General features: G+C 64.6%; 10 protein-coding genes. 5 read left to right on the forward strand and 5 right to left on the reverse strand.

Translation table 11 applies throughout. The features are described 5' to 3' along the window. Nucleotides 1-957: 5-aminolevulinate synthase (gene hemA / locus YU3_RS0122730; protein WP_027168394.1), on the forward strand; the 957-nt coding region annotated here is incomplete at its 5' end. A gap of 11 nt (nucleotides 958-968) precedes the next feature. On the opposite strand, the gene YU3_RS0122735 is transcribed toward hemA, so the two are convergent. Both YU3_RS0122735 and mscL read right to left on the reverse strand, forming a co-directional pair. Then, complete coding sequence (locus YU3_RS0122735) at nucleotides 969-2135, reverse strand: pyridoxal phosphate-dependent aminotransferase (RefSeq protein ID WP_027168395.1); 1167 nt, start codon at nucleotides 2133-2135, stop codon at nucleotides 969-971. 106 nt (nucleotides 2136-2241) lie between these two features. Next, nucleotides 2242-2664, reverse strand: a complete 423-nt coding sequence (mscL, locus tag YU3_RS0122740; RefSeq protein ID WP_027168396.1) for a large conductance mechanosensitive channel protein MscL — start codon at nucleotides 2662-2664, stop codon at nucleotides 2242-2244. A gap of 303 nt (nucleotides 2665-2967) precedes the next feature. On the opposite strand from mscL, the gene YU3_RS0122745 reads away from it, so the two are divergent. Next, on the forward strand, nucleotides 2968-6453 hold the full coding sequence (locus YU3_RS0122745; protein WP_027168397.1) for a PAS-domain containing protein: 3486 nt from the start codon (nucleotides 2968-2970) through the stop codon (nucleotides 6451-6453). 13 nt (nucleotides 6454-6466) lie between these two features. Here the strand turns inward: YU3_RS0122745 and YU3_RS0122750 are convergent, their stop codons facing one another. Then, nucleotides 6467-7102: a TetR family transcriptional regulator gene (locus tag YU3_RS0122750; protein WP_027168398.1), complete on the reverse strand. Its 636-nt coding sequence runs from the start codon at nucleotides 7100-7102 to the stop codon at nucleotides 6467-6469. An 85-nt stretch (nucleotides 7103-7187) separates the two neighbouring features. On the opposite strand from YU3_RS0122750, the gene YU3_RS0122755 reads away from it, so the two are divergent. Together YU3_RS0122755 and YU3_RS37225 are read left to right on the forward strand one after the other, a co-directional pair. Continuing rightward, nucleotides 7188-7844: an O-methyltransferase gene (locus YU3_RS0122755; RefSeq protein WP_027168399.1), complete on the forward strand. Its 657-nt coding sequence runs from the start codon at nucleotides 7188-7190 to the stop codon at nucleotides 7842-7844. Between the two features lie 103 nt (nucleotides 7845-7947). Beyond that, nucleotides 7948-9207 (forward strand): MFS transporter, encoded by a 1260-nt coding sequence (locus YU3_RS37225; protein ID WP_051334046.1) that lies wholly within the window; start codon nucleotides 7948-7950, stop codon nucleotides 9205-9207. On the opposite strand, the gene YU3_RS0122765 is transcribed toward YU3_RS37225, so the two are convergent. Then, complete coding sequence (locus tag YU3_RS0122765; protein ID WP_027168400.1) at nucleotides 9198-10103, reverse strand: LysR family transcriptional regulator; 906 nt, start codon at nucleotides 10101-10103, stop codon at nucleotides 9198-9200. The two genes, YU3_RS37225 and YU3_RS0122765, sit on opposite strands and share 10 nt — an antisense overlap. Before the next feature lie 139 nt (nucleotides 10104-10242). On the opposite strand from YU3_RS0122765, the gene YU3_RS37230 reads away from it, so the two are divergent. Beyond that, nucleotides 10243-11814 carry an MFS transporter gene (locus tag YU3_RS37230; RefSeq protein WP_084508246.1) on the forward strand — a complete coding sequence of 524 codons (1572 nt, stop codon included), beginning with the start codon at nucleotides 10243-10245 and terminating at the stop codon, nucleotides 11812-11814. Here the strand turns inward: YU3_RS37230 and YU3_RS0122775 are convergent. After that, nucleotides 11765-12424 (reverse strand): response regulator transcription factor, encoded by a 660-nt coding sequence (locus tag YU3_RS0122775; protein WP_027168401.1) that lies wholly within the window; start codon nucleotides 12422-12424, stop codon nucleotides 11765-11767. The two genes, YU3_RS37230 and YU3_RS0122775, sit on opposite strands and share 50 nt — an antisense overlap. Nucleotides 12425-12500 lie beyond the last annotated feature (76 nt).

The raw sequence follows: 12500 nt of genomic DNA on the forward strand, positions 1-12500 counted from the left end.
GCGCTGGTGTTCACCTCCGGCTTCGTCTCCAACGAGGCCTCGATCTCGACCATCGCCCGGCTTTTGCCCAACTGCCTGATCATCTCGGACGAGCTGAACCACGCCTCGATGATCGAAGGCGTGCGCCGCTCGGGCGCCGANAAGAAGATTTTCCGCCACAACGACGTCGCGCATCTGGAAAGCCTGCTGCAGGCGGCAGGCCGTGAGCGCGCCAAGCTGATCGTGTTCGAAAGCGTCTATTCGATGGACGGCGACATCGCGCCGATCAGAGAGATCGTCGAGCTGGCCGAGCGCTACAACGCCATGACCTATATCGACGAGGTCCATGCNGTNGGCATGTACGGACCGCGCGGCGGCGGCATCACCGAGCGCGAAGGCCTGGCCGACCGTATCGACATCATCCAGGGCACTTTAGCCAAGGCGTTCGGCACGCTGGGCGGCTACATCACCGGCACAAGTGCTGTGATCGATGCGGTTCGCTCCTATGCNCCNGGCTTCATCTTCACGACAGCGCTGCCGCCGGCCATCGCCGCCGCCACCACCGCCTCGATCCGNCATCTCAAGCGCTCGCAGGCCGAGCGCNACGCGCAGCAGCGCCAGGCTGCGCGGACCAAGCAGGTGCTTGCCGCGGCCGGCTTGCCGGTGATGGAGTCGGCCACCCATATCGTGCCGGTGCTGGTCGGCGATCCCGAGCTTTGCAAGATGGCGAGCGACCGGCTGCTCGGCGTCCACGGCATCTACATCCAGCCGATCAACTATCCGACCGTCCCGCGCGGCACCGAGCGGCTGCGCATCACGCCGACGCCGTTCCATTCGGACGCGCTGATCGCCGAATTGCAGGATGCGCTGGTCGAGACCTGGGACGCGCTCGGCATTCCCTATGCTGCCTCCGGGCGCCCTGCGGTGGCCAAGACCGACCGGATCATTCCGCTGCTGGTGCCTAAGTCAGGCGGCTGAAGCCGCCTTTCTCACAGCGTCTTCATCCATTTCGCCAGGCGATGTGCCGCCTCCTCTAGCTGATCTAGGCGGCGGTGGAAGCACAGCCTGAGGAAGGCCTCCCCGCCGGGGCCGAAGGCAGTGCCCGGCGCCAGGCCGACATTGGCCTTGTCGACGATATCGAAGGCGGCGGTGCGCGAATCGGTGATGCCGTCGACGGTGAAGAACAGATAGAAGGCGCCCTGCGGTACGGTGAACCCCGCGCGGCCGGTGGCGCCGAGAATACCGCAGACCAGGTCGCGCGCCTTCCTTGCCCGCTCCACCTGTTCGGCAACGAAGGCATCGCCTTCGTCAAGCGCGGCCACCGCGCCGCGCTGCATGAACTGGGCGACACCCGAATTCGAATACTGGATCAGGTTCTCGAATACCTGCTGCAAGCTCGGATGCGTTTTGATCCAGCCGACGCGCCAGCCGGTCATCGCCCAATTCTTGGAAAAAGAGTTGACGAACAGGATGCGGTCTTCCGCCGTCGCGATGTCGAGGAAGGACGGCGCGCGGCCATGGCCATAGTGGAACAGCGAATAGATCTCGTCGGCGATGATCCAAAGGTTTTCGGCGCGCGCGAGGTCGAGGATCGCACGTAAGGTCTCGTGATCGGCGGTCCAGCCAGTCGGGTTGGACGGCGTATTGATAAACAGCGCCTTGGTGCGCGGCGTGATCGCCGCCGCGATCTTCTCGACGTCGCAGGACCAGCCATTGCCGGAATGGTCAAGTGTAACCGCCACCGGAACGGCTCCCGCAATCGCGGCGGCCGCGTCGAAGTTCGGCCAGGCGGGAGACAGATAGATCACTTCGTCGCCGGCTCCCGCAAGGGCGTCGAGCGCCAATTGGATGGCATGCATGCCGGATCCCGTGACGATGAATTCTTCCTCGGCGAAGGTCTTGCCGAAATGCCTGGCGTAGTAGCGTGCCAGTGCGTGCCTGAGGTCGGGAATGCCCCTCTGCCAGGTGTAGAAAGTCTCGCCGCCGGCCAGCGCCTTGGAGGCGGCATCGGTGATGAAGGCCGGCGTCGGCAGATCACCCTCCCCGGCCCAGAGCGGGATCAGGCCCTCGCGCAGGCGCCCGTAGTTGACGACGGCGACAATGCCGCTTTCCGGTGCGGCGCGGGCTTCGGCGCGAAAGCTGTCGATCAGGCTCATGGACAAATCCGTTTCCTCTCGGTTTGCAGCTCTTTACCAGATGCGAAAACAGAAAACCCCGGCCGCGAGCAGCCGGGGTTTTGGTCCAGAACACTCGCCAGAAAACTTATTTCTTGGCGAGAAGATCGCGGATTTCGGTCAGCAGCGCGACATCGGCCGGCGGTGGCGCGGCGGCAGGCGCCGGCTTTTCGGCCTCCAGCCGCTTGCGCAGGTTGTTCACCGCCTTGACCATAAGGAAGATGATGAAGGCAAGGATCAGGAAGTTCAGCACGACGGTGATGAAGCTGCCATAGGCGAAGACGGCGCCCTCTTTCTTGGCATCGGCCAGCGCGGCCGAATGGACGTTCGAGGACAACCCGAAGAAGTAATTGTTGAAGTCCAGCCCGCCGAAAATCGCGCCGACGATCGGCATGATGATATCGTTGACCAATGAATCGACGATCTTGCCGAAGGCCGCGCCGATGATGACGCCGACGGCCAAGTCCATCACATTGCCCTTGGAAATGAATTCCTGAAATTCTTTCAGCATTCGACCCTCCTTGACGGCCGCGCTGCCGCCTTGTCACTGTCCCTTCGGCGCCGACCCTGGCCCACAATAGCAAAAACCCCCGGTTGCAAAACCAGAAAAAAGGCGAAAGCACCGGTTTGCGTTTACGCAACGTCGTCAACGACATATGCGCCAAAAGCCGCGATGGACTTGGGCCCCAAGCTGTGATTGCGTTTAGCTTCAGCCGGATGGGAGACCGGCTTTAAATTAAGAAATAGAGCATGACGTCGCCCGAAAACCGCTCCCCACTTTTTGGCATCATGCTCTAGGGAGGAAGTGCGGACCGTGCAAGGCTGGTTCGTCGTCATCATCGCGATCGCCTATGTGACGCTGCTTTTCGTCATCGCCAGCGTCGGCGACCGGCGTTCGGCCGCGATCGGGCTGGGCCGGGCACGGCCTTTCATCTATGCGCTCAGCCTCGCCATCTACTGCACCTCCTGGACCTTCTTCGGTTCGGTCGGCCTGTCCTCCGAGCGCGGCCTCGAATTCCTCGGCATCTATACCGGCCCGGTGCTGGTCTTCGTGTTCGGCTTCCCGCTGCTCAACCGCATGATCAGGCTGGCCAAAAGCGAGAAGATCACCTCGATCGCCGACTTCCTCGGCGCCCGTTACGGCAAGAGCTTCACCGTTGCGGCGATCGCAACGCTGATCGCGACCATCGGCGCGGTGCCCTACATCGCGCTGCAGCTCAAGGCGATCTCCGGCTCCGTCAGCCTGATGATCGAGCACTATACCGGCTCGCCGCCCTCTTTCGATCCGTTCGTCAGCGACATCTCGCTGGTGGTGGCGATGCTTTTGGCGCTGTTCGCGGTGCTGTTCGGCACCCGCCATGCCGACGCCACGGAACATCAGGACGGGCTGGTTCTGGCGGTGGCGGTCGAGACCGTGGTCAAGCTCGCCGCCTTTCTCGCCATCGGCCTGATGGTGACGTTCCTGATCTTCGGCGGCCCCGGCGACATGTTCGCCAAGCTCGCCGCAAACGGCCATGTGCGCCAGGCGATGGGCTACAACACCTCTTTGGCCACCTGGCTGGTGCTGACCGGCTTGAGCGGCTTTGCCATCCTGATGCTGCCACGGCAGTTCTACGTCACCATCGTCGAGAACCGCAGCGAGGCGGAGCTGCGCACCGCGACCTGGGTGTTCCCGCTCTACCTCGTGGCGATCAACCTCTTCGTGCTGCCGATAGCCTTTGCCGGCCTGTCGCTGGTCGGCGCCAAGACAAGCAGCGATCTCTATGTGTTGTCGCTGCCGCTGCTCAGCGGCCATGATCTGCTGGCGATGGCCGCCTTCATCGGCGGCCTGTCGGCGGCGACCGCGATGGTGATCGTCGAAAGCGTCGCGCTGTCGATCATGATCTCCAACGATCTCATCATCCCGCTGTTCGTGCGCCGCGTGCTCAAGACCAGTACTTCGGAGAACGAGGACTGGTCGACGCTGATCCTCAATGTGCGCCGCGCCTCGATCTTCATCATGCTGTTCATCGCGTTCCTCTATTACCGCGAGAGCACCAACAGCGCGCGGCTGTCGTCGATCGGGCTGATGTCGTTTGCCGCGATCGCGCAATTCGCGCCGGCGCTGATCGGCGGCCTGATCTGGCGCCGCGCCAACGGCCGGGGCGCCGCGCTCGGCATGGTCGCCGGCATCGCCGTTTGGGGCTACACGCTTCTGCTCCCTTCGCTCGCCGGTCTCGACTCCGACATCGTCATCCACGGCCTGTTCGGCTTCGAGGCGCTGAGGCCGCAGGCGCTGTTCGGCACCGTCGGCGAACCGCTCAACCACGGCGTGTTGTGGAGCCTCTCGGTCAACGCGCTGTTTTTCGTCCTCGGCTCCCTCTCCCGCGCGTCAGTGCCGCTGGAGCGCATCCAGGCGGCGATCTTCGTGCCGCGGGAGGCGAGCCCGATGCCTAGCCTGCGGCGCTTCCGCACCGCCGTCACCGTCAACGACCTGAAGGATACGATCTCGCGCTATCTCGGCGTCGAGCGCACGGAGCGCTCCTTCCAGTCCTTCGAGAAGAACGCCAACGTCTCGCTGCACGGCAAGGAGCAGGCGAGCATGGATGTCATCCGCTTCTCGGAGCAATTGCTGGCGAGTGCCGTCGGTTCGTCTTCTGCTCGGCTGATCCTGTCGCTGCTCTTCCGCCGCAACGACCGCGATTCCAAGGATGCCTTCAAGCTGCTCGATGATGCCACCGAGGCGCTGCAGCACAATCGAGACTTGCTGCAGATCGCGCTCGATCAGATGGAGCAAGGCATCACCGTCTTCGACCGTGACTTCCGCCTGATCTGCTGGAACCGGCAATACCGGCTGCTGTTCGACCTGCCGGACGAGATGGGCCAGGTCGGCGTTTCGCTCGACCGGATCCTGCGCCATCTCGCCGAGCGCGGCGATATCCCCGCCGACCAGCGCGTGACGATGCTCAACCGGCTGACCAGTTTCGCCGGCCCATGGCAAATGGAATTGAAGACCAGCGGCCGCATCCTGGAGCTGCGCTCCAATCCGATGCCCGACGGCGGCATCGTCGCCACCTATGCCGATATTTCCGGCCGCGTCGAACAGGACCTGGCGCTGAAACGGGCCAATGAATCGCTTGAGCAGCGGGTCAAGACCCGCACCATCGAGCTCACCCGCGTCAACGAGGAGCTGGCGCAGGCGCAGATGCTGGCCGAGGAAGCCAACCTCGGCAAGACGCGCTTCCTTGCCGCCGCCGGCCACGATATCCTGCAGCCGCTGAATGCCGCCCGGCTCTATTGCTCGTCGCTGATAGAGAAGGCCGGCAAGGGGCCGGCCGGCAAGGCGGCGGTCAACATCGAATCCTCGCTGGAATCCGTGGAGACCATTCTCGGCGCTGTGCTCGACATCTCGCGGCTCGACGCCGGCGCCATGAAGCCTGAGAATGCCGCCTTCAACCTCGGCGGGCTGCTCGGCCAGATCGGCAATGATTTTCGCCCGCTTGCGGCCGAAAAGAAGCTCGAACTCAAGATCATGCCGTCTTCGCTCGGCGTCATGAGCGACCGCAACCTGTTGCGCCGGCTGATCCAGAACCTCGTCTCCAACGCCATCAAATACACGCGCGAGGGCCGCATCCTGGTGGGCGTCAGGCGGCGCGGCGAGTTGGCGGAGATCCAGGTGATCGATACCGGCATCGGCATCGCCGGCGACAAGCTCAACACCGTCTTCCACGAGTTCACGCGCCTCGACGAAGGCGCGCGCGAGGCGGAGGGCCTTGGTCTGGGGCTCTCCATTGTCGACCGCATCGCCAGGGTGCTGAGGCTTGAAATCCGCATCTACTCCAACCCCGGCAAAGGCACCCGTTTTTCCGTCATCCTGCCGGTCGCGGAGGTCGCGGCAGCGCCGCGTGACATCGGCAAGGCGCCGGCCCGCTCCGCGTCGACGCTTGCCGGGCTCAATGTGCTCTGCATCGACAATGACGCGCGCATCCTCGATGGCATGCGGCTGCTGCTCGAAGGCTGGGGCTGTCGTGTCGAGACGGCTTCGGGATCAGGCGATCTCCTGAAGTCCGGCGCGCCAAAGCCGGACCTTGTGCTGGCCGACTATCATCTCGACGGCAGCACCGGGCTCGATGCGATCGCTACGCTACGCGCCGCCTATGGACAGGACCTGGCCTGCGTGCTGGTCACCGCCGACCGCTCCAGCGAGGTGCGCGCGGCTGCCGGCCGGCTCGATATTCCGGTTGTCAACAAGCCACTGAAGCCGGCAGTGCTGCGCTCAATGATGGCGCGCGTCAAGCCGCTGGCGCCGGCCGCGGAGTAGCTGAAACCCGGTCTCAGCCGCGATGGCCGAGGCTTTTGAGATAGGCGCAGAACATGTCGGCGAGCGCGTCGGAATAGGCCTCGATCTCGCCGGCCGTTCGCTCCATTTCCGAGAAATCCGCTCCCGCGGCGCTCAGCGTCTTTATGATCAACTCGCTGGCCAAGGCACGGACGGCATCCGAAGCGTCCGGCAGCGTCTCACGCATGAAGGCCTCGACGGTCCGGTTCGCCATCGCCTTTGCCTCCTGCGCCTCGGGCGCGTCGCGATAAAGCGGTGCCGCGTCGTTCAGCGCGCCACGCACGGCCGCCTCCTCGCATTCCGAGCGGATGAAGGCGTGGACCAGCGTTCGTATCCGTTCGAGAGGTGACAATTCGGCGTTTTCGAGAATGCCGCACAAGAGCTCGGTCGTCTGGCGCCATTCGTCGCTCTGCAGGCGGAACAGAAGCGCGGCCTTGTTCGGGAAATACTGGTAGAGCGAGCCGACGCTGACGCCCGCTTTTTCCGCCACGCGCGTGGTGGTGAAACGCTGGGCGCCTTCAACAGCCAAAACCTGAGTAGCTGCCTGCAGAATCGCCGCGACGAGCTCAGTGGCGCGCGCCTGCTTTGGCTGTTTTCGGGTGGAAATTGAAGGGCTTGGGCGTTGGATCATGATCGTGCGCGGAAATGCGAATTGGAAACCTGAAGGATTATTCGTATTTTTCGAAGCAACGCAAGGACACACCCGGAGATACCCCATGAGTACCTTGACCGGAACCCCTTTGGCCCCGCTGCTCGCCCGCCTGTTCAAGGAAGCCGATGCACCCGCAAGCCCGGCGATCGCCCAGTATTCGCGTGAGGAACGGGCGCGCCTTATCAACAGCAAAACCGAGTATCGCCAATTCTACGGCAGCCTCAAGGACCTATGGCTTGCGGCCTCGCCGGAGACCGGCACGCTGCTCTACATGCTGGCGCGCAGCACCGGCGCGCGCATCATCGTCGAATTCGGCACCTCGTTTGGCATCTCGACGCTCTATCTCGCCGCGGCGCTGCGCGACAATGGCGGCGGCCGCCTGATCACCACGGAATTCGAGCCGTCCAAGGTGGTGCGGGCCAAGTCCAATCTAACGGAAGGCGGACTCATCGATCTGGTGGAGATCCGCGAGGGCGACGCGCTGGAAACGCTCAGCACGGACCTGCCTGAGCGAATAGACCTCCTGCTGCTCGACGGCGCCAAGTCGCTCTATCCGGAGATATTGAGCCTGGTCGAGAGCCGGCTCAGGCCCGGCGCGCTGGTCATCGCCGACAACGCCGATTTCTCGCCGGACTATCTGGAACGGGTGCGTTCGCCGGCTGGCGGTTACATGTCGACGCCGTTCGGCGACGACGTGGAGCTGTCGATGCGGCTCGGCTAGCACCTGAAACAGTATGATCATGCTGCTCTTCGGGCGGCCGTAGGCGTTTACGTCAACCAACGCGCAATCCGGGCCTCAAGGCCTTTGACGCGTAGGTGACATCATGACCATTTTCCCATCGTCGTGGCGCGGGCTGCCGCGGCCGGCCCTGCTCGGCCTCTTCCTGTTCTTTTGCGCCGGTTTCGCCGACGGCGCGCTGGTGCCTTTCTTTCCGCTCTGGGCGAGCGGCGAGGCGAACATCCCGACCGGCGCTATCGGCCTGTTGTTTGCCTGCTATGCCGGCGGCGAATTGATCGCCGCGCCGCTGATCGGCGGCATCGCCGACCGGATCGGCCGACGGCCGGTGCTCATCCTGTCCTCGCTCGGCGTCGGCTGCGGCTTCATCGCGCTGTTCTTCGTCCATGGCGTCGTCGCCACTGCGGCCGTGCTGCTTGTGACCGGCATGTGCGAGTCGGTGCTCCACCCGACTATCCTCACGGCGATCGCCGATGTGACTGAGCCGTCAGCGCATCCGCGCTGGTTCGGCATGGCGCGGGTAAGCTCGAGCGCCGGTCAGATCCTCGGACCGGCCTGCGGCGCGCTGCTGGCGCTGGTTTCGCTCAGCGGCGTGTTTCTCGCCGCCGGCGGCATGCTGGTGCTTGGCGGTGTCGTCATGCTCGTTGCATTTGCCGAGACGGGCGGGCATGCCGCAGGACACCCCGACGAGGTGGAAGATGAGGAAGGCCTGTCGGCGCTGCTGCCGGCCTTCCGCGATGGCCGCCTGGCAAAGCTGCTCGCCTGGGTCGTGCTGTTCGAAATCTCCGGCAACTGGATCGAGGCCGTGATCCCGCTCTATGCTCAGGATGCCGGCACGCTTACCCCATCCGGCGTGGGCGCGCTGTTTGCCTATGCGGCCGCCTTGACGGTCGGGCTGCAGATGCTGGTCAGCCGGTTTGCCGAAGTGCGATCGGCGCTGTGGCTGACAGTTGGCGCCGGGATCTCGACCATCGCCGCCTTCGCGCTGCTGGCGACCTCGCCGGCGATGATCTCGCTGATCGCGGCCGTCAGCCTCTGCGCGGTGGCGCAGATGCTGGTCGGACCGCTGGTGCCGACCGCCGTCAACGCGCTTGCGCCTGCTTCGCGGCGCGCCTCCTACATGGCGGCCTCGTCGGTGGCGGTCGACCTCAAGGACTCGCTCGGCCCCTCGATCGGCACCGCGCTCTACGCGCTGGCGCCGCGCCTGCCCTGGATCGCCGGCATTCCGCTGGTGGCGATCGCTTCGCTCGGCCTTGGCGCGGCGATCGGGCGAGCGCAGACCATCTCAAGTCCATCCGAGGAAGATGCTGCTTCGCCGGTAGGCTCCATGGTCGAAAACTATCGTTGACCGGCCATCCGCGAGTTGCGGAAGCGAGGCCGCGCGACGTTGGCAGCCGGCGGCGGACGATGCTCGCGAAACGCCATGGCAAGCGTGCGCAGCGCCTCGCGCGATTGGGGATCGGAGAGTGTGGAAAGCAGCACGATCTGCGACGGCGGCAATGGCGGCAGGCCGAATTTGCGGCTGACCTCAATGGTGCCGGGTGGCGCCAGCCGGCAGGAAAAGACCGACGCGGCAAGACCGGCCGAAACGGCCTCGGCAACGGCAAAGGAGCCGCAGCCGAGGAACACTTCCGCCCATGGTATGCCAACGGCATCGAGCGCAGCGGTGGCAATGTTGCGGATGCCGCAGGACGGCGAGGAGGCGGCCAGCCGCAGCGGCTCGTCGGCGCGGTAGACGAAGTCGGGCGCGGCGTACCAGCCATAATGGTCCGGCGCCAGCACCTCGCCGTCGCGGCGGTCGTCCTCACGGCGGATGATCGCGGCATCGAGATCGCCGCGATCGAAGGCGTCGAGCAGATCGCGCGAATCGTCGAGCCGCATTTCGATGGTGAGTGCCGGGTCATGCGCAGCCAGACGCGCCAGCAAGGTCGGTACCTCGGCGCCGCCGACATGAGTGGCGATGCCAAGCCTAAAACGGCGGCGAACAGCAGTGAGGCTCGCTGCCGCGCGGTCATGCGCGGCAAGCAGCTCGCGCGCCGGCTCCAGGAACACCGCGCCGCGCGCCGAAAGGCGCACCAGCCGCGGCGTCCGCTCGATCAGTTTTTCGCCGATCCTCTCTTCCAGCCGCTTCAGCTTGACGCTGATCGCGCCCTGCGTGCTGCCGAGAGCCTCGGCGGCGCGCGTGAAACTGCGCAACTCCGCAACCGCGAGGAAGGCTTTCACCGCATCTACGTCCAGCGTCATGTCAGCTATCTTGTTCTGTTGTCACTGAAATATCCAACCATGCAATTTTAAAATGATCAAGCCTCCCCTAACTTGAGCTGAGCGCGCAGCGGCGACGCCATCGGTTTCGCCCCGCCCAAGAGATTCGAAAGGCTTGATCATGACCACTGTCCTCACTCGCCGAGGCATCGTCGTTCTGTTTGCCGCATGTCTTGCCTGCCTGATGTTCGGGCTGGAGATTTCCAGCGTCCCGACCATCCTGCCGACGCTGGAACAGGTGCTCGACGCGGACTTCAAGCAACTGCAATGGGTGATGAACGCCTACACGATCGCCGTCACCTCTGTGCTGATGGCGGTCGGCACCATTGCCGATCGTTATGGGCGCAAGCGCGTCTTCCTGGTCTCGATCGCCGCCTTCGGCCTCGCCTCGCTGATCTGCGGCCTGGCGGATAACATCTCGATGCTGATCGTGGCGCGGTTCCTCCAGGGCCTGAGCGGTGGCGCGATGCTGATCTGCCAGTTGGCCGTGCTGTCACATGAATTCCAGGAAGGGCGCGAGCGCGCCGTCGCCTGGGGCTGGTGGGGCGTCATCTTCGGCATCGGTCTCGGCTTCGGCCCGATCATCGGCGGCGGCATCGTCGCCGTGTCGGGCTGGCAGTGGGTGTTTCTCATCCATGTGGCGGTTGCGATCGCCGCCTTCGTGCTTGCGCTCACCGGCGTCCATGAATCGAAGGACCCGCATGCGAGCAAGCTGGACCTCGCCGGCATCCTGACGCTGTCGCCTTGCGTCTTCTGCCTCGTCTTCTACATCACGCAAGGACCGGAACTTGGCTTCGCCAGCCCCAGCGCCCTGGCAATCCTTGTTTTGTCGGTCGCGAGCTTCGTCGCGTTCCTCATTGCCGAGAGGGTCAGCAAGCGGCCGATGTTCGACTTTTCGGTCTTTCGGATCCGTCCGTTTTCCGGCGCGATCGTCGGCTCGGCGGCAATGAACGTCAGCTATTGGCCGTTCATGATCTATCTGCCGATCTGGTTCCATGCCGGGCTCGGCCTGGACAGTTTTACCACCGGCCTGGCCTTGCTCGCCTACACGCTGCCGACGCTGGTCATGCCGCCTTTGGCCGAGCGGCGGTCCCTGCGCTACCGGCCCGGCGTCGTCATCCCGGCGGGACTTGCGACCATCGGCATCGGCTTCCTGTTGATGAGGTGGGGCAGCGCCGTGGCCCATGCCAGCTGGCTGACGATGCTGCCGGGCTGTCTGATCGCCGGCGCCGGCCTCGGCATCACCAACACGCCGGTGACCAACACCACCACCGGCTCGGTTTCGCGGGACCGCGCCGGCATGGCGTCCGGTATAGACATGAGCGCGCGCATGATTTCGCTTGCCGTGAACATCGCGGTGATGGGTTTTATCCTGGCGAGCGGCGTGCTCTCGCATCTCAGGGCCGCATTGCCCGATCTCGACGGTACAAGGCTCTACCAGTTCGCCGAAGCGATCTCGGCCGGCAATCCGGTGCCCGGGCTGCCGGACAACGTCGTCCACGACGCGCTGGCAAACGGCTTCGGCTGGGTGATGCTCTATGGCGGCATCGGCGTCTGGATCATGGCGGCGATCGGCTTTGCGATCTTCAAGGTAGCACTGGTGCGGCGGGCGGCGGTTCAGAGTTCCGATCGAGGCGAGCCGATCAACTCACCGGCTGCAGTGGATCGCCGCCGATCTTCGACAGCTGGATGACGGCCTGGGTACGGCTGTCGACGCCGAGCTTTTGCAGGACGGCCGAGACATGCGCCTTGATGGTCGCCTCGGAGACGCCAAGCTCATAGGCGATCTGCTTGTTGAGCAGGCCTTCGGCCAGCATGCCGAGCACCCGGGTCTGCTGCGGCGTCAGCGCCTGCAGGCGCTTGATCAGGTCGGAAATCTCCGGATCGCGCTCGACACCGAGTTCGATGCCGGAAGGCGCCGCGATATCGCCGGCAAGCACAGCCCGCACAGCGCCGCGTATCTCCTCCATGCTGGCCGATTTGGAGATGAAGCCAGACGCGCCGAGATCGAGGGCGCGGCGGATGGTGACGGGATCGTCATGCGCCGACACCACCACCAGCGGCACCGCCGGATGGATACCGCGCAGCGAGATCAGCCCGGAGAGGCCACTGGCGCCCGGCATCGACAGGTCGAGCAGCACCATGTCGATGTCCTCGTTGGCAAGCACCAGCGCCTTGGCGCTTTCGAAATCGCCGGCCTCGTGGATGGCGGCAACGTCGCCGACGCCGGCCAGCGCTTCCTTCAGCGCGCCGCGGAAAAGCGGATGGTCGTCGGCAATGACGAAAGTGTGGCCCGACGGCAAATATTCCTCCCCCGATCCCATCATCATTTTCTGCTTCTTGCGGGGACCGGAATGATTATGCGGCGGCGCGGCGCGT

Origin of the sequence: Mesorhizobium sp. WSM3224 (genome assembly GCF_000427725.1) — a bacterium.
Taxonomy (GTDB): domain Bacteria; phylum Pseudomonadota; class Alphaproteobacteria; order Rhizobiales; family Rhizobiaceae; genus Mesorhizobium.

Bases quoted from the DNA above. Each gene is read 5' to 3' on its own strand.
- YU3_RS0122735 (WP_027168395.1), bottom strand. From the start codon at position 2,135: ATGAGCCTGATCGACAGCTTTCGCGCCGAAGCCCGCGCCGCACCGGAA.
- mscL (WP_027168396.1), bottom strand. From the start codon at position 2,664: ATGCTGAAAGAATTTCAGGAATTCATTTCCAAGGGCAATGTGATGGAC.
- YU3_RS0122750 (WP_027168398.1), bottom strand. From the start codon at position 7,102: ATGATCCAACGCCCAAGCCCTTCAATTTCCACCCGAAAACAGCCAAAG.
- YU3_RS0122755 (WP_027168399.1), top strand. From the start codon at position 7,188: ATGAGTACCTTGACCGGAACCCCTTTGGCCCCGCTGCTCGCCCGCCTG.
- YU3_RS37225 (WP_051334046.1), top strand. From the start codon at position 7,948: ATGACCATTTTCCCATCGTCGTGGCGCGGGCTGCCGCGGCCGGCCCTG.
- YU3_RS0122765 (WP_027168400.1), bottom strand. From the start codon at position 10,103: ATGACGCTGGACGTAGATGCGGTGAAAGCCTTCCTCGCGGTTGCGGAG.
- YU3_RS37230 (WP_084508246.1), top strand. From the start codon at position 10,243: ATGACCACTGTCCTCACTCGCCGAGGCATCGTCGTTCTGTTTGCCGCA.